The organism is Prevotella scopos JCM 17725, assembly GCF_018127785.1.
Lineage (GTDB): Bacteria > Bacteroidota > Bacteroidia > Bacteroidales > Bacteroidaceae > Prevotella > Prevotella scopos.
On record NZ_CP072389.1, the window covers coordinates 798422 to 817172 of the forward strand.

15 protein-coding genes are annotated in these 18751 nt (G+C 40.4%); 10 read left to right on the forward strand and 5 right to left on the reverse strand.

Going from position 1 to position 18751, the window contains the following annotated elements; translation table 11 throughout:
• Positions 1-131: 131 nt before the first annotated feature.
• Both J4856_RS03050 and J4856_RS03055 read right to left on the reverse strand, forming a co-directional pair.
• The gene (locus tag J4856_RS03050) at positions 132-1331 is read right to left on the reverse strand and encodes a DUF4421 domain-containing protein (RefSeq protein ID WP_025836546.1); all 1200 of its coding nucleotides are present in this window, start codon (positions 1329-1331) and stop codon (positions 132-134) included.
• A gap of 40 nt (positions 1332-1371) precedes the next feature.
• On the reverse strand, positions 1372-2355 hold the full coding sequence (locus J4856_RS03055; RefSeq protein ID WP_025836548.1) for a Gfo/Idh/MocA family protein: 984 nt from the start codon (positions 2353-2355) through the stop codon (positions 1372-1374).
• A gap of 177 nt (positions 2356-2532) precedes the next feature.
• Between J4856_RS03055 and yihA the strand changes: the two genes are divergently transcribed.
• The 4 genes from yihA to J4856_RS03075 all read left to right on the forward strand — a co-directional run bounded on the left by yihA (position 2533) and on the right by J4856_RS03075 (position 6193).
• Entirely contained in the window at positions 2533-3132 is a 600-nt protein-coding gene (gene yihA / locus J4856_RS03060; protein WP_025836549.1) for a ribosome biogenesis GTP-binding protein YihA/YsxC, read from the forward strand.
• A gap of 5 nt (positions 3133-3137) precedes the next feature.
• Positions 3138-4925, forward strand: a complete 1788-nt coding sequence (gene abc-f, locus J4856_RS03065) for a ribosomal protection-like ABC-F family protein (protein ID WP_025836551.1) — start codon at positions 3138-3140, stop codon at positions 4923-4925.
• Positions 4926-5075: 150 nt separating this feature from the next.
• On the forward strand, positions 5076-5642 hold the full coding sequence (locus J4856_RS03070; RefSeq protein WP_172823689.1) for a DKNYY domain-containing protein: 567 nt from the start codon (positions 5076-5078) through the stop codon (positions 5640-5642).
• Between the two features lie 11 nt (positions 5643-5653).
• Positions 5654-6193 (forward strand): beta-class carbonic anhydrase, encoded by a 540-nt coding sequence (locus tag J4856_RS03075; protein WP_025836553.1) that lies wholly within the window; start codon positions 5654-5656, stop codon positions 6191-6193.
• 252 nt (positions 6194-6445) lie between these two features.
• Here the strand turns inward: J4856_RS03075 and J4856_RS03080 are convergent, their stop codons facing one another.
• On the reverse strand, positions 6446-7684 hold the full coding sequence (locus J4856_RS03080) for a M56 family metallopeptidase (protein ID WP_065367892.1): 1239 nt from the start codon (positions 7682-7684) through the stop codon (positions 6446-6448).
• 58 nt (positions 7685-7742) lie between these two features.
• Positions 7743-8108, reverse strand: coding sequence for a BlaI/MecI/CopY family transcriptional regulator (locus J4856_RS03085; RefSeq protein ID WP_025836555.1), 366 nt, complete (start codon positions 8106-8108; stop codon positions 7743-7745).
• A gap of 309 nt (positions 8109-8417) precedes the next feature.
• Here J4856_RS03085 and J4856_RS03090 point away from each other — a divergent pair, with 309 nt between their 5' ends.
• The 6 genes from J4856_RS03090 (at position 8418) to J4856_RS03115 (ending at position 17651) form a co-directional block, all read left to right on the forward strand.
• Complete coding sequence (locus J4856_RS03090; protein ID WP_025836557.1) at positions 8418-8849, forward strand: hypothetical protein; 432 nt, start codon at positions 8418-8420, stop codon at positions 8847-8849.
• Positions 8850-8957: 108 nt separating this feature from the next.
• The gene (locus J4856_RS03095; RefSeq protein ID WP_072904644.1) at positions 8958-11189 is read left to right on the forward strand and encodes a GH92 family glycosyl hydrolase; all 2232 of its coding nucleotides are present in this window, start codon (positions 8958-8960) and stop codon (positions 11187-11189) included.
• A gap of 187 nt (positions 11190-11376) precedes the next feature.
• Entirely contained in the window at positions 11377-11994 is a 618-nt protein-coding gene (locus J4856_RS03100; RefSeq protein ID WP_025836559.1) for a hypothetical protein, read from the forward strand.
• A gap of 1120 nt (positions 11995-13114) precedes the next feature.
• Entirely contained in the window at positions 13115-14512 is a 1398-nt protein-coding gene (locus tag J4856_RS03105; protein WP_025836561.1) for an MFS transporter, read from the forward strand.
• A gap of 45 nt (positions 14513-14557) precedes the next feature.
• Positions 14558-16267 carry a glycerophosphodiester phosphodiesterase family protein gene (locus tag J4856_RS03110; RefSeq protein WP_025836562.1) on the forward strand — a complete coding sequence of 570 codons (1710 nt, stop codon included), beginning with the start codon at positions 14558-14560 and terminating at the stop codon, positions 16265-16267.
• Between the two features lie 43 nt (positions 16268-16310).
• On the forward strand, positions 16311-17651 hold the full coding sequence (locus J4856_RS03115; protein ID WP_025836564.1) for a porin: 1341 nt from the start codon (positions 16311-16313) through the stop codon (positions 17649-17651).
• 163 nt (positions 17652-17814) lie between these two features.
• On the opposite strand, the gene J4856_RS03120 is transcribed toward J4856_RS03115, so the two are convergent.
• Positions 17815-18339 carry a flavin reductase family protein gene (locus J4856_RS03120; protein WP_025836566.1) on the reverse strand — a complete coding sequence of 175 codons (525 nt, stop codon included), beginning with the start codon at positions 18337-18339 and terminating at the stop codon, positions 17815-17817.
• Positions 18340-18751 lie beyond the last annotated feature (412 nt).

The following is an 18751-nucleotide window of genomic DNA, read 5'->3' on the forward strand; positions in this document are numbered from 1 at the left end:
TTGCCCCACACGAAGAAAAAGCAAATAGGGCTGACAAGAAAAAACTATATTTTAGTGTCATTTTTATTAGTTTCGTTTCAAAAATAATATCTTAATAAACTACAAATCAGGTGACAGGTCATATACCCTTTCTACTTCTTTCTCCCGAAATTAAAACCTGCATAGACGTTTATGCTTCCAAAGAAGTTATTCGTTGAGAAGTTATGACGCCGATAGTTATAAGCATGAAGGATTGTACTTGTTCCGGCGTACCATCTGCTATTGTTCCATACTAAGCCAAAGCGCCCAATTCCATCAACATTTATGTTGTTAAACTTGAAATCACTGAAAGAGAAACTTCTATGGAGAACATCTCCGGCACTATGCTTATAAGCTAATGCCAAAGACAGAGAGCCTGCCAACAACCAGTTTCGAGCAAAAACCCAGTTATAGGCATAGCCACCACTAATAGAAACATCAATATACTTAACCTCGCTAAACATCAATGTACTATCTATCGGATTAGCAGGAACCAGGCTACCAAGACGATTTGAAATAACTTTATTAAGTTCCCCCCAATTGACATCAAGGCTATGCTGGGTATATCCAATACCCAACAACGGACTACCAGCTGAACGACGTTGTATCGTACTTTGGCTAAAAGCTGCTGGATAAGAGAATCGACGGTGATTGAAGATATAATAAAGATTGAAACCTTTAATGGTTGAGGTCAGTCCACCAAAGTCAGTACCACGTATCGCATCTGTGTTAATATCCTTCCCAAGATACAATTGCCTGATTTTATAATCATTGCCTGTCTTGCGATAATAAATATCAAGTCCAAGCATCGAACTATATAAACTTAAATCATATTCTTGTCGTGGATTATTGTTCTTGTTCCAAAAATCTAAGTGCTTTATATCGAGTGTGTAACCCAAGAATATCCATCGCCAACCGAAATAAGGTCCTATACGTACAGTAGCCTCTGGTGCAAAGGTGATACTTTGCTCTTTCGAACTACTCAAACGATACACCTCATAGGTATTTGTATTTTGCAACATAAAAGCAAAATTATACTTTTGAGGCTCAATATAAGAAGTATCTATCTCATTGAAATACTGGAAAAAGCCACCGCCCTTACCCGACTTCTGCTTAAAAAAACATGAAGGTTCGCCTCTGCGCATCCATCGCACAGAGTCAGTTGGCTGCTTGCTTGGAGGAATATCTCCACTATCCTTCCTAACAACCAAGCTATCAGATAAAGTCGTTGTTGAAAACGCATAAACCTTTGTTCCCCCTAAAAACAATAGGAGGAGACACAAAATCAAGTAGTCGTTGAAAGTTAGCTTCATTTAATTAATAAAACAAAAACAAATACCTTAAAGCCTTCTTTTATATCTTACCGAGGATACGGTCCATCACCCAGTTAGTTGGAGTTGCACTAATACTCGTACAATCACAGGTACCATATCCTTGCATATCCTCAATAACTGACTTAATAATAGGGAGTTGAACATAAGGAGGATTAGCTACCTCAATATCTCTTTCACCTTCACTTGTACAAAGATGAATAGGTGCGTAAGTATATACAGAGAAGGACAATCTGCCCTTTGAGCCATAAATCTCAATACGATCCTCACGCGCACTTTCATGAGCAGCAAAGCACCAAGCGCCACTACCTGTCAATCCCGATTCAAAACGAAAGACGGCATTGACCGTATCTTCAAGGTTATAGAGTCCCATACGATTGGCAGTGTAACCATGTGCCTTGACAATAACACCAAACATATTCTGTAGAAGATCGAGCTGATGAGGTGCAAGGTCATAGAAATAGCCACCACCAGAGATATGCGACTGCAAACGCCACGGCAGTTGTTCATTATGCTCATAATCCAAATCACGTGGAGGAACGGCAAAACGTACTTGCACCGTAAGTATCTTTCCTAGCTCACCCTTATCAACGATTTCTTTTACTTTCCTGAAGTAAGGCAGATAACGACGATAATAAGCAACAAAGCAAGGTACGCCTGTCTGCTCTGAGACACGATTAATACGCACACAATCCTCGTAAGATGCAGCCAGTGGCTTCTCTATGTAACAGGGTTTTCCTGCACGCATGGCCATGATAGCAAAGGTGGCATGTGCAGAAGGTGGTGTAGCGATATAAATTGCATTTACGTCAGGATCATCGACCAAAGCCTGTGCATCGGTGTACCACTTACGAATTCCTTGACGTTCAGCATACGAACGTGCTTTCAACTCGCTACGGCTAAACACAGCGACAACATGCGAACCCATTACTTCGTTGAACGCAGGTCCAGACTTCTTTTCTGTCACCTCACCACAGCCAATAAATCCCCAGTTGATTTGTTTCATTTACACATTTGTTTTCTACAAACACATCAGCGACAGCAAAGAAAGCTTACTCTCACATTGCCGAGTGCAACATATTTTTCTGCAAAAATACGAAAAAACTATCAACTGACCATTCATAGGTATTAACTTTTTAGTAACTTTGCAAGAAAAGCTGTTATATAACATACTTATCAATATATGATTATCAAGAATTCAGAATTCACTATATCCTCACCTTCTTTGTCAAAGTGTCCAGAAGATACAAAGGCAGAATATGCCTTTATTGGACGCTCAAACGTAGGAAAGTCAAGCCTCATCAATATGCTTTGTAACCATAAGGGCTTGGCAAAAACATCATCAAAACCAGGTAAGACGCTACTTATCAATCACTTTATTATCAATAACGAGTGGTACTTGGTAGATCTCCCCGGCTATGGATATGCGAAAAGTTCAAAGACTGTAAGAAACAAATTAGAACAGATGATCGCCCAATATATCCTCCAACGCAAACAGCTTGTCAACGTATTTGTTCTCATTGACATCCGTCATGAGCAACAAAAGATTGATCGTGAGTTCGTTGATTGGCTGGGTGAAAGCAATGTTCCTTTCTCTATTATCTTTACAAAGGCGGATAAGTTGTCACCTGCTAAAGCGAAGTCAAACGCCCTGCTCTGGATGAAGAAGTTGCAAGACAGATGGGAAGTTCTCCCACCCTACTTCATTACTTCTGCAGAAAACAAGACGGGCAGAGATGAGGTGTTAGATTATATTGACGAAATCAATAAGACTTTAGAATAGGACTTATGGCACAGATACCCTATCTTGACGTCCAAAATCTAACAAAGAGCTTCGGTGCACAGGTCCTTTTCAAGGATATCTCTTTCTCTATTGCCGAAGGACAGCACATCGGACTTGTTGCTCAAAATGGTACGGGAAAGTCCACTTTACTATCTATCCTTACCGGGAAAGAGGGTTATGATAGTGGTTCAATCATCTATCGCAATGACTTGCGGGTGGGAATGTTAGAGCAAAGTCCACATTTCGACCCAGAAGAAAGTGTTCTTGATGCTTGCTTCAACCACGAAGGGAACCCAGAGAAACTCTTAAAGGCAAAGCAGATTCTCACGATGTTGAAACTCTACGACTTAGACCAACCTATGGGACAACTAAGTGGTGGACAACAGAAGCGTGTTGCTTTGGCAAATGTGCTTATCTTAGAGCCAGACTTCCTTATCCTCGATGAGCCAACCAATCATCTTGACTTAGAGATGATAGAATGGTTAGAGGGCTATCTTTCTCGTGGGAACAAGACTATTTTCATGGTTACGCACGATCGTTATTTCCTTGATAATGTCTGCAATACCATCCTTGAGTTAGATAATAACACGATATATACCTATCGTGGTAATTACTCATACTACTTAGAGAAACGCCAAGAGAGAATTGACAACACCCGCGCAGAGATTGCACGAGCAAACAACCTCTATCGCACAGAATTAGAGTGGATGCGTCGTATGCCACAAGCACGTGGACATAAAGCACGCTATCGCGAAGAGGCTTTCTATGAACTGGAAGCAAAAGCAAAACAGCGAATTGAAGAACGACAGGTACGATTGAAGTCGTCAAATGTATATATTGGTAGTAAAATCTTTGAGTGCCAATACGTTTCAAAGAGATTTGACGATAAGATAATACTCAATGAATTCTACTATAACTTCTCACGCTTTGAGAAGATGGGCATCGTTGGAAATAATGGTACGGGGAAATCTACCTTTGTAAAGATGTTGCTTGGAGAGGTTGCACCTGATGGTGGTAAGTTCGATATTGGTGAGACTGTTCGCTTCGGTTATTTCTCACAGGAAGGCTTAAAGTTCCGTGATGACCAGAAGGTTATTGATATTATCACAGACATAGCTGATTATATCGACCTTGGTGGAGGTAAGCACATGACGGCATCACAGTTCCTCAATTTCTTTCTCTTCACGCCAGAGCAACAGCATAACTATGTCTATAAGCTCTCTGGCGGTGAGAAGCGAAAGCTCTACCTATGTACGGTTTTGATGAAGAATCCCAACTTCTTAGTTCTTGATGAGCCTACCAACGACCTAGACATACAGACCCTACAGATTCTCGAAGAGTATCTTCAGGACTTCCCAGGCTGCGTTATCGTGGTATCACACGACCGCTACTTTATGGATAAGGTTGTTGACCATCTCTTAGTTTTCAAAGGCGATGGTGAGATTCAAGACTTCCCTGGAAACTACACACAATACCGTGATTTCCAAAAGATGAAATCAAAGGAAGAAGAGCAGCTGAAACAAACAAAGAATAACACAACGCCGAACGAACCTAAGAAGGATTATCATAACAATCAAAAACGTAAGATGTCCTTCAAGGAGAAGCATGAATATGAGCAACTGACAGAGAAGATTGCCCAATTAGAGAATGAGAAGCAACAACTCGAAGAAGAACTCTGCTCAGGAAATCTATCTGTTGAGGAGCTGACAGAGAAGAGTAAACGCCTACCGCTTTTAAAAGATGAGTTAGATGAGCTTGAGCTTCGTTGGTTAGAATTATCAGAGTTAGCCTAACCCAACAGGTTATTCCTGGTAGCGGAAATTCCCACGCACAAAAAGGCGTTCCCCTAAGTTCTTTTAGGGTCATTCCACAAGATGAATAATCTATTCCTATTAACTTTGCGCTATAACATTTAAAATAATAATAAACGAAAACTGATGATTATGGAAAAGATGAACTTTTATCGCCAACTACGCCTAAGTTGCGTAGTCCTCATGGCAGTCTTTGCGCTCACAGCTTCGGCACAGTCTTCACGCCAAGTACGTCCCTACTCGTTTAATAAGAAAGGTGTTTTCTATGGTCGTCAACCAGTCATGGGAATTGACTATCGTACCTTCATAGATCTTGGTTATGGGTATGCAAAAGATAGATACAACGTTTATTTTGAAGGACAGATTCTTCCTTACGTTGACCCTGCGACCTTCCGACTAAAGGTTCCAGGCAGAGTTTACCCAGGCGATTATCCCGTTGATCCAAGCGATGAATATGACCCTTATTATAATGAAGGTTATGTCGTTACTTCTAACGCCGTTCTCTATAACGGCAGGAAGATTAGTGAACGCCCAAGCAGCTTCAAGGATTTAGGGTGGGGATATGCAAAAGATGTCTTTGATGTCTATTACTTAGGGGAAAAGATAGAGGATGCAAGAAGCTCCAGCTTCAAAGTTCTGAAAGATGGATATGCAGAAGATGCATTTGACACCTATTATCGTGGAAGAGTAGTGAAGTAATTTATTCAATTATGATAGATCAGATACTTTCTTATAACAAAAGGTTCGTGGCCGAAAAGGGCTACGAACCTTTTATTACGTCAGGACAACCTGATATGAAGTTAGCAATCGTCAGTTGTATGGACACTCGACTGACCAAGCTACTACCGAATGCACTCGGTTTACGAAATGGTGACGCAAAGATTATCAAGGTTGCCGGCGGAACCATTCTTACACCTTACGATTCTGTGATGCGTTCCCTTCTTGTGGCTATTTATGAGTTAGATTGTCAGGAGATTATGATTATTCATCACTCTGGTTGTGGTGCTTGCCACATGAATGCAGACCATTTTCTTCATTTGATGCGTGAGCGTGGAATCACAGACGAGGCAATCCAAGAAGCTGAAAAGCACGTTAATCTTAACAAATATTTGGACGGATTTCATGACACAGAGGCAAGTGTACGCCGCACGGTCAAGGCAGTTCAACAGCACCCACTCGTACCCAAAAACGTTGTAGTACGTGGCTTTATCATTGATTCACATACAGGTGAGTTAACACCAATTGACTAACAAAACATCATAAGAACTGAGACCCCTGTTTGATAATTGCTTATCAAACAGGGATCTCATCATTTATTGTACTTTGACATTATGGTTTTGTTTAGTAAACACTTTAGGCTCTTCCGTTAAACTTATACACCTTATAGGGGTAGTTACCCATGCATTAAAGAGAAAGGTCATAAAAACTGGGACACACAAAATATTGTGCATCCCAGCAATATAAACCATCAAAGAATACTATACTTTACACCTATATATATTCTACTTCGAACCTAAGGAGAAAATAATAGGTAACATATACTTTGTAGCAACATTCTTATTACCATTTCTACCAGGATTCCACGCTGGCATCTTTGACACAACACGAAGGGCTTCCTTATCAAGAGATGGAGTGACAGAACGAACAATCTCTGGCTTAATAACCTCACCTTTGTCTGTTACGATAAAACGTACCATAACACGTCCTTGCTCTTTTCTACTTACTGCATCTTTCGGATAACGAAGATTCTCTGATAGCCATTGATATAAATTACCTTTAAATGTAGGCATGACTTCTGCCACTGTATATACTCGTTCAGGTGCTTTCTTTGGTTTCCGCTGTATCTCAACACTTGCCGTAACCTTTGCTACATTACGTGCAATAGTCTCGATATTACTTACCGCCAATAGCATTGCTACCAATGGAATATAAAGCATATACTTTGCTTTAAGGATTCCTTTTGTTTCTTTTTTGTTCATCATTTTGATTCGTTTTTTAATAGGTAAAACATTAAAATTATTTGTTATTGTAGCTACATTCTTCCTATATGTTAGGCCAAGCAAATGATACTGATACTCTTTATTATCCTTACCATTAGCAAGTACGCTATTATCAGCAAGATACTCAAGATTTAATCGCACTTCACGCTTGAGCAACCAAACGAAAGGATTAAACCAAAAGACTACACAAAATAGTTCTGCAAAGATTATGTCTATGGAGTGAAGCTGCTGACAATGTGTTAATTCATGCATCATAATCTCCTCAACCTCATCACTCTTATGCCTCTCTGGATTGATGAATATCCAATTAAAGAAAGAGAAAGGACCTTCATCATCGGTTAACACATAAACCTCTGTATCATATATATACGCAGTTTGACTATTGTTCTTTAACAATATAATAGAAAATAACTGCCATAAAAAACGTAGTAGTAAAACACAGGTAACAACACCATAAACTATCAACACTACCAACTCCCATAGTAAGGCTCCACCACCTTTCGATGAAGTAGATACAGTTGGTAAAACAACTGTTGCATATTCATTTGCAATGGATGTCATTCCTTCACTGTTGCTTAGCCATGCGGAAAAATCCATTACAGGTAGCATCATAGCAACAAAATACATTCCGATAAGCGTAGCCCGACGCCATGAAAAGAAAGTATCCCCTGTGAACATCAACTTATAAAAGCTGAAAAGTAGAATAAGGGCTATATTCAATTTCAATAAATACATTATCATAATCGATAAAATGTTTAGTCATTGTTATAGATGAAAAGATAAGATTCGTATTTATAGACTACTCCTCTTTCCCCTTTTCAATCTCATTTATAATATCTTTCAGTTCTTCTGGCGAGATGTTATCCTCCTTTGCAAAAAAGGAAACCATTTCACGGAAAGAACTCTTAAAGTACTTATCAACGAAGCCTTTCATGAAATCTGCCTTATATTTCGTCTGTTCTATCTTCGGAACAAAGTGATAGGTCAGTCCATGCTGCTCAGCGACTACATATCCCTTACGCTTCAGATTGTTCAAAATAGAAGCCACTGTGGTATAAGGAGGTTTAGGCTCTTCCAACTCTTGTAACACATCTTTGATAGTGCAAGTTTTCAAACTCCATACCTGCAACATTATTTCTTCTTCTTGTTTAGTTAGTTTCTCCATAAATTATATATCTAAAAGTTCACGCCACAAAGCTACGAATTATTCGTAATAAAGTCAAGTACAAATAGCTAAATAAAGTTAATTGAATAACTTTTCGTATTATATTTCAATGTAATACGAAATATTAGTAAGAACAAACAATATGTAAAGTACTAGCTTTTACACTAGTTTTATTCTATACAATATAAAGTTATTACTTCAGAATTATTATCCTCTATTGAAATAATATTTATCGTTTTTTTTCTACATCTCTTGCCTTTATGCTTGTAAAAGTGTACATTTGTACTTGCATATTAAGCGTAAAACGATATGATTAAAAAGCAATATACCCTTATTGCTGCAACAGCTTTAACGCTAAGTAGCTGTAAAAAAGGGCCACAAGAAGAACCAAAACAAGACTATCACAGCATGAGTACACTCCCTACCGAGATTGTAGAGAACGGAGATCAGACTATCAAAGATGCTAACAAAAGGGATGCAGGCTTCATTAGTAACCGAGCTAATGAGCTTACATTGACAAGCCCTTGCTTTGGAGCTGTCAACAAGAATGATCTTGACCTATTGCCTCGTCCAAATGAAATAAGTAAAACAGACTCTACACTCATTGATCAATTGAATAATGGAGAGGTCTTCTTATTACAACCGGGCACAAAAGGTATTATGCTTTCAGATGAAGGTGCAAAGCTATTAATTCGCTTTCAAATGGGCGAAGTATGGGTATGGAAGTCGGCAACTAAGTAATTGTAATCACTACCATTGCATAACATTAGAAAACTATAACATCATCTCAACTTTACTTATAAGTTTACTCTTAGCTTAAAATATAAAAACAAATCACATTTTCACGATATGAAAAAAGCGCTTTCTCTTATTCTCTTACTTTTGTCATTGACATTTAATAGTTATGCTTTCGACGTAAAGAACCCAGTCGATTATGTAAACACATTAGTTGGTTCGGCTTCAAAATCAGAACTTTCAACCGGTAACACCTACCCTGCCACAGCCCTACCATGGGGTATGAACTTCTGGACTCCACAAACAGGAAAGATGGGAGACGGCTGGACTTATACCTACGAGGCCGATAAGATTCGCGGTCTCAAGCAAACTCATCAGCCAAGTCCATGGATAAACGACTACGGACAGTTCTCTATCATGCCCGTCGTTGGCAAAAAAGTTTTTGATGAAGAAGGACGTGCTAGTTGGTTTTCGCACAAAGCTGAGACAGCTACACCTTATTATTATAAGACCTATTTGGCTGACTACGACGTCACCACAGAGATTAGTCCTACCAGTAGAGCTGCTGCTGTGCGCATTACGTATCCACAAACCGAGGAGGCTTACTTGGTTGTAGATGCCTTTGACAAAGGTTCTTCTGTGACCATTATACCCGATAAGCGCACTATTATTGGTTATACCACAAAAAATAGCGGAGGTGTTCCAGCAAACTTCAAAAACTATTTTATCCTTCGATTTGACCACGACTTCTCTTTTGTTGGCAGTATTGAAGATGGTAAATTATCAGAAGGAAAGACATCAACGACCTGCAATCACGCTATGGCTGTTGTGGGTTTCCATACCAAGCGAGGCGAACAAGTCAACGTGCAGATAGCCTCATCATTTATCAGTGATGAACAGGCACAACGTAACCTCAAAGAAGTTGAAGGGAAATCGTTTGATATAGTTAAGGCTGAAGGCAAGAAAGAATGGAATAATATATTAGGAAGAATAGAGGTAGAAGATGACAACATCGACCATCTTCGCACTTTTTATAGTTGTCTCTATCGCTCAGTCCTATTCCCACGCTCGTTTTATGAGATTGACGAACAAGGGCAGCCTATCCACTATAGCCCTTATAATGGAAAGGTACTACCGGGTTACCTCTTTACTGACACAGGCTTCTGGGACACCTTCCGTTCGCTCTTCCCATTGCTTAACCTTGTCTATCCTTCTATGAATGAGAAGATGCAAGCAGGTCTTGTTAATGCCTATAAGGAGAGTGGCTTCCTACCAGAGTGGGCAAGTCCAGGACATCGCGACTGCATGGTGGGTAATAACTCGGCCTCAGTCGTTGCTGACGCTTATATTAAGGGATTGCGTGGCTATGACATTGAAACGCTATGGAAAGCGCTCGTCCATGATGCCAATGCCGTACATCCAACTGTTAGTTCCACTGGGCGTAAGGGTTTCGAATTTTACAATCGCTTAGGTTATGTACCTTACAATGTTGGAATCAACGAGAGTGTGGCCCGCACTTTAGAGTATGCCTACGATGACTGGTGCATCTATCAGTTAGGATTAAAACTCGGAAAGAGTGCAAAAGAGTTAAAACCTTTCAAGCTTCGTGCCATGAACTATCAAAAGGTTTTCGATAAGGAGACTGGATTAATGCACGGACGCAATGAAGATGGCAGTTTCCAATCACCTTTTAATCCTTTCAAGTGGGGCGACGCCTTCACAGAAGGCAACAGCTGGCATTACACATGGAGTGTCTTCCATGACCCTGCAGGACTAGCAAAACTGATGGGTGGATACGACAAGTTCAACGCTATGTTGGATAGTGTTTTCCAACTTCCTCCTATATTTGATGATAGCTATTACGGCTTCACCATTCACGAAATACGTGAGATGCAAATCATGAACATGGGTAATTACGCACATGGTAACCAACCTATCCAGCACATGATTTACCTTTATGACTACAGCGGACAGCCATGGAAGACACAATATTGGGTGCGTGAGGTGATGGACCGACTCTATACGGCGCAGCCTGACGGCTATTGTGGCGATGAAGACAATGGTCAAACATCAGCTTGGTATGTCTTCTCAGCACTCGGTTTCTATCCGGTTTGCCCCGGTAGTACACAGTATATGATAGGAACACCATACTTCCAGAAGGTTAGAGTACATTTAGAAAATGGAAAGATAATAACAATCAATGCTGAAAAGAATGATGCAGAAAATTGTTTTATTCAGCGTATAACAATCAATGGTAAACCTTATCCGCATCATTATTTTGAACATGAGCTTTTGCTTTCGGGCCCTAATATCGACTTTACGATGGACAATAAACCAATTAAATAAAAAGTAAATACACAATTTAAGCATCTAATTAATAGGAATTGTTTTATTTTGAACAAATCTGTTAATTAGATGCTCTTTTATTTTCAATATACACAAAATCACTTAAAAAGTACATACATTATTCTTTTACCCATAACAACTTTATTTATATTTGCAATATATTAATCCAAAAATGAATATTTTAACAATGAAAAAATCATGTTTCTCTAAGCATACTTTATACGCAGGCTTGGTATTAGGTGGACTGTTTACATTTTCCAGTCTAAATGCTGCAAAGAATGAAGTAAACGAAAAAAATAACGTAATAACGGCTGCACCAATCAAACATTCACAGATTGTAGGAACTTGGGAACTTACTAACAAAGGTAGCTATGCCATTGTCCGTAATCCAAGAACACACCAAGAATATAAAGTTGGTTTCATAATCGACAGATATGACGATTACAAATTCATTCCAGTTGATTTTAAAACGGGCGAAAGTGTAAACCTGCGAACACTTGTTGATCACAACGATAATGATCTCGATGATGAGTTGCACCGCTTTGACTTCTATCGTGATGGCACAATGAGTGTAATTGAAAAAGAAGGCAATGGTAGATGGGAACGCGATGACGACATGGGTGTCTATGGCTTCCGTAATGATGGTTTCTTCATGAAGATAGATGGTAAGATGCGCAAGCACTTGCAAATTAGATTTATAAACAACAACGAGTTTGAGTTAACTCAAACGAAGTTCAATGACAGCGATTTGCGAAGAGTGGTTGTTAAGAAAGTGATGAGATATGTACGTGTTACAAGAAAGTAAGACATAACAAATTCTGCATTATCATATTTACCCCAATTAACAGTAGCTTATCATTACATAAAGTTCTGTTAATTGGGCTTTCTTTTTTTGATTCCAAAACAAGGGAAATGATTGTGAAGAAATAGAGAATTACATACTTATCCTGTTCCGCTATTTCGTTCATTTCTCCCTTCATCCTGAATATTGAGTGAAGAGTAGTAAACAACACATTCTTACCTTGTCCTTGGAACAAAATCTTTAACCAATGTGCTTATGCTCCGCACATATTGTGCGGGCGCTTAGCACCATGCGTGCGGAGGGTGAACACCACGCGTGCGGATACTTAGCACCAGATATGAGGATGGTGAGCACTATGCATGACCTAACTAGACTGCAAATAGAAACGATACAAATTCTCATTATTTTGTACTCAGAACAGTATTATGTTACATAAAGAACGTTTCAGAAGTTTAGAGTAATGAACGATAAGAACATAGAAGATTATCCTTGGAACTAGGAAACTGGAGCATTAACGTTTTTACATTTATCGACTTGGCGATGTCTTTTCGTTTTGTCTCATTTTGAGATAGTACAAAAATTGTGTACCTTTGATCCGAGGTTAATTGTTTGTACTTCACAATGCAAATTTTATTAATCTTTGGGAGATGGGGTCTCCTTATTTGTTTTTATGCATTACTTGTTGAATTATCTCTTGCATGAGGGCTGCTCGCCCACACCCCCTCGGTGTTTTCAGCTATAGATTATTTGGCAACGCCTGCACCTAAAACTTTGGTTCTATATTGAACTTGCATAGTTACGTTTTAGAACCAAATTTATAAAAAATGTTAATATATAACACATAATTGACATAAATCATCTTTCTTTGTTTCGAAATGAAACAAATAATCTTATCTTTGCAAGCGAATAACTTTCAAACCATTCCGAAATGAAACTAACAATAGTTTGAGGTACGAATATGTAGGCCTTAAACAATACTTGGTAAAACCAAATAAAGCGAACGGCTCAAAGTAATATGGTCGATGTATCAAAAATACGTCGTCCGAGCAATGTAACTTCTGAGCATATGGCCAGCCAAGAAATAAGAACAAAATTATCAAACCAAATACTATAACAATCGATTATGTGGAAACTATTAACCCCACCGGCCTATAAAGCTGAACAGACCGGCCCAGAAGCTGACGCAAAGTATAAGAAACTGCGCTGGCAAGTCTTTTTAGGTATATTTATTGGATATGCCGGATTTTACATTGTTCGTAAGAACTTCTCTATGGCAATCCCTATGCTTGCCGACTTTGGATTTGAGAAAGGTGAGCTTGGAATCGTGCTTTCGATGAACGCTATCGCTTACGGCTTCTCTAAATTCATCATGGCGAGCATCTCTGACCGTAGTAATGCACGCACCTTCCTCCCATTGGGTTTGATTATGGCGGCCATTTCTATGCTCTTTATGATCGTGCCTATTCAGTGGATTGGAGCCGATCATAAGTCGCTTGCCATCCTGCTCATGGCAGTGTTGAACTTCCTTGTAGGTTGGTTTAATGGCATGGGCTGGCCTCCTTGCGGTCGCGTGATGACCCATTGGTTCTCTATCAAAGAGCGTGGAACCTGGATGTCGTTCTGGAATTGTGCCCATAATGTGGGCGGCGCATTGGTAGGTCCAATGGCCGTTTATGGTGCACTCTGGTTCGGTTCTTGGTTCTATGGTGCAGACGAGCAGCGTTATTTTCTCATCGGAACTTATGCTTTCCCAGCTGCTGTTGCCATCTTAATAGCACTGATGGCCTATAGCATGATTCGCGACACCCCTCAATCTTGCGGTTTACCTTCTATTGAGAAATGGAGCGGTTCGGCTTCAAAGAACTATTCGGAGAAGGCAGAGCAAGTGCTTTCTACCAAAGAGATTTTCAAGATTGTATTGAGCAATAAGTTCCTTTGGTACATAGCCTTTGCAAACGCATTCGTTTATATGGTGCGTTATGGCTGTTTGGATTGGGCACCAACAATCCTCACTGAGCGTGGCATTGACATCAAGAGTGCTGGTTGGGCATATTTTGCTTATGAGATGGCGGCTATTCCTGGAACCATCATTTGCGGTTGGCTTTCAGATAAAGTATTTCAAGGCCGTCGTGCATTGCCTACAATCTTGTTCATGATTCTCGTGGCTTTAGCCATCGTTATCTACTGGCAGAACATTGACAATGTGAACGTAGTTATCGGTTGCTTGATAGCTATTGGCTTCCTAATTTATGGTCCTGTGATGCTTATTGGCGTTCAGGCACTCGACCTTGCCCCAAAGAATGCGGCAGGAACTGCAGCCGGCTTGACAGGATTCATGGGCTATGTGCTTGGTACAGCGCTGTTGGCTAACATCGTCATCGGCTACGTGGCAGAAGCAGCCGGATGGAACTGGACCTTCATCCTTCTAATCTTTGCCTGTCTATTCTCTATCCTTTTCATGGGCTTGACCTATCGCGAGGAGCAGTATCTGGCCAAGAAATCTCAGGAAGAAGAGAAATAAGAAATATGTTAAAATAAATCATAAACAACTAAAACCAAAAGAAAGATGAAGACTCTTTACAGATTAGGACTCTTGGGGTTAGCAGCCGTATCAGTCCTGTCCTCTTGTTCTGATGAACAGGAGTTCACCAACGAGAACACAGATGCAAAGCGTATTGCAGTGCAGCAGATTTCTCCAGAGATGGCTAAAGTACGCGACTATGTGCCTTTGTATGCCTGTATGGCACACCGTGGTTCAACCTATTGGGCTCCGGAAGAGACGGAGGCAGCATGGCGTTGGGCACGTAACATGGGTGCAGACTATCTTGAAAGTGACCTTCAGGCCACTAAAGATGGCGTGGTACTTGCCAACCACGATGAGAATTTGAAACGTACGACAAACATTGAAGACGTGTTCTCTGATGAGGTTCCAACAATTCGTAAGGATTTCTATCGTAGCTTCCGTAATGCCGATGGCAGTCAGCATTTCACGGAACAGGACATTGAAGAACAGTATCAGCGCGACAAAAAGGACTTCCGTTCGAACTATACCTTATCTTATTATTATGCAGAATTGCTGATGCTCGATGCAGGAAAGTGGTTCAACGACGCTACACCTGAGCAAGAACGAGCTTCGTTTGCAGCAAGAAACAATGGTAAGGTAGTTTACAATGCCAGTGGCGCTCCAACCATCCAGTATTCAGATGGCTTGTATGTTTCAGCGTTGCAGGATCAGATTAACTATGCCATGGGTAAGAAACTCAACCGTGATGCCAATGGTCGTCGTGTGCTTACATACAAGATTAAACCAGAATTCCAGAACATGACCTTAGCCGAAATATACAAGGCTGCCAAGGCTGCTGTGAAGCGTGATGAGCCAAGTGTCGTGGGTAGCAAGGCTGCAAAATACATGGACTTCGTAGAATATAGCTTCGGTGATAAGAATGGTTCTACAGCTTATGTCAACGACCCTGCCGACAATGGTAACCGTCCTGGCATCTATCCTGAGTTCAAAGAGTCATGGTTGAACCCTAAAGACATCGAAATTCGCGTTTATAACATCCTTGACGAATGGGGCTGGAACATCATCACAAAGCCTGAGAACGCCAATAATCCGTTCTATGTAGGTGGTAAGGTGAATGTAGGTAACACCAATGGAAAGGTGATTCTTCAGACCTTCTCTTTCGATGCTTTACACCGTGCTTATGGTGTGTTTAAGGGTAAAGTACCTATGTGCTACCTGCTTTGGATCAGCAAGCCAGCTTATGCAACAGACCTTGCTTATGACACACCTGCAGGTTATGCTGACTTCATTAAGTATGCACAAGACAATGGTGCGCACATCATTGGCCCATCTATTGCTGGTGCACCAAACAACTATCCTGAGATGAACAAGCCTTGGCAGGCTTATATGATTCGCAAGGCAGGCATGCTTAACCATCCATACTCATTTGATTCTGATGCTCAGATGAAGAGAAACATGGGTTACTATGTGAACTTCTGGGGTAAGAATCCTACTGAGTTTGATGATTTGCTCAATGTAACTGTACAGCCAACTGCCTACACAACGTTCACCGAACCAGATACACATCCTGTTTACATGGATGGCTATTTCACCAATCGCTCGGAGATTTCACTCCACTATATGATTGAAAACGGTTTCCGTTGCAATGCGAAACTCGCTAATCCTTTCCATCCTGGACAGCTCTACGACAACTCTCAGGCACCTTCAAAAGTACCTAATGCCGATGCAGTTCTCGATGCTTTAGGCTATTAATTAGGAACAAAATTCCATCAAACAATCAAAGTAAGAAACGAATATGAAGAAATATATGTTGATGCCTCTGCTGGCTCTCACTGCATTGTCAGCAAACGCACAGGACTTCGACTCTAAACCAACTATCACTATTGATAATAAGGCCGAAGACCTTCATTTCACTGTAGGAGCCCGTTTCATGGCTGACGCTGCCTACTATCATACAGACTTCACTCCTATGCAGAGTGGAGCAGCCATCACCGATGCACGTATCCGTACCTCGCTGACTTACCAGGACTGGTACTTCTATGCTGACTTTGGCTTCGGGGGCGGCAAGTTCAGCCAAAAGAACATCTTCCTGCAGTATGCCAAAGAAGACAGCAAGGGTGGTCGTCACGCCATCAAGGGTGGTTATTATAACGACCCTGCAGGTTCTATGGCACGCAACACCTCGCTAGGCAGCTATCATTTCATCTCGCGTGCAGGCGCTACCAATGCACTGGGTGAAGGACGTGAACTGGGTCTTACCTATAAATATACCAATGATAAGTTCATGGCTTATCAGGGTATCTTCACTGAGGACCAGTACAACAAGATTGAAGCCGGCTTCAATGGCATTGTGCTGTCTGGCCGATACCTCTATCGTCCAATCATCGATGAACATCAGACTTTAGCCGTCGGTGGTAGCGTTCGTTATCAGCATGTAGGTGGCGGTGTTGCTGAAAACAATGTCCTGAAGAAGACATTGAAGCTCGGGCAGACTATGGAAACCTTTGTTGACGAAGACAAACAATTTGTTTCGTGCGAACTTCCTTGGGCTGAAAACGTTGTTGATGCCGGCGTAGAAGCACTCTATCATAACCAGAAGATGTTTGTTCGTGGTGAATATCTCTACAAGCATGTCACCAAGAAACGCGACTCAAAGACCCTCTTTGATGCAAGCAACAACAACATTGATACTTGGGGAACTCTCGATGCTTGGATTACAGCCAACCCTCTTCGCTCCAACAATTTCCATGGAGGATATATCGAAGCTGGCTACATGATTTTTGGTAAACCTTACAGCTACGACAAGAACGAAGGTGTACTTCGTGGTTTGAGTGGCCGTTCTCTCGAGGTTGTTGGCCGTTTCAACTACACCGGATTGAACGACATTGTAAAGGGTGAATACTACTCTGTAGGTCGCAACCAGTACTATCCTGATGGTTACATGGCCGATTGGCCTTACAACTCTAGCAGCGTTGGTGGTGGTGCCGTACGTTCTTACACACTTGGCTTGAACTATAGTTTCAACAAGTTTGCACAAGTGATGGTTGATTATACCTACCATCACCTCACCAAGGACTTCCTGCCTTACGACAAAAACTTCCACCAGGTTCAAGCTCGTCTGCAGTTCGTATTCTAAAGTTCTATCTCTATAGGTCGCTCTCTCCCAGGTTTTCGTCTTAGTGACGGAATTTGATGAGAGGCACGACCAATTAGCTTAAAAATATAGTGCCAGGCAAGATGATTGTCTGGCACTTTTTTTATTACAAGCAACTTGTAAACTTGTTCACTCGTCAACTAACTCAACCAAGATATTCATCGTCACGAACAAGTATCTTTTCTATTTTACCAACATACATCGTATGTAAGTCGCGCATAGGATAAGCCTGTTCTAAAACCTCCTTATCAATAAAACCACTTTCTTTTAAGTCAGCAGCATACTCTTTCTTGCAAATCAGAACCAACTTAGCCTCCTCAAAATAAACACTATTATCAGCAAAAACCTTTGTCAATCCAGCTTTCTCAATCTTATTCTCATCACGTCCTGATACAGAACCAAGATAAGCCATTTGCTTCTTAAAAGAGGCATCCATCACACAAAGCGTAAAATAATCTTCCTTATCTACAAAGGTCTTTGTATAACGACTAGGGCGTATATAAACTACAGCCGTAGGGTCGTTATTTCCCCATATACAACCAAGATGTCCCCAACTGATTGTCATCGTGTTACAACCATCTTGTTCATTACCAGCTGACAATAGCATCCATTCTTTTCCTAAAAGTTTGAACGGATTAAACTTCAATTTCTTAAAATCTACCTCAGTCATGATTCCTTTCCTTTTTATACCTTAAATTAATATTAAACAATACGTTCGCGAAAAAGTTTATTCTTTAATAAACCCTACTTGATTAATGATGCAAAAGCATCATACTAAGACAAAGATACAAATAAAAATCAAAAACGTAAAAACTAAAGGTAAAAAGGTAAGAGTAAAAAGATAAAAGGAAGAAATAAAACTCAAAGGTCAAAACTGAAAAGTCAGCTTAAGGCTCAAAGTTCAGAGATCAAAGTTCAAAGGTCATTTCCTATCAATCCACACATCAATTGTATAGATTTAACTCGTTATTATTCAATGATATAAATTAATCATTAAAAGTGACCGCAAATAGACATTAAACTTATCTTATAGATAGACACACATGGTGTCATAGAAAACACCATGTGTGCTAAGGTTGAAT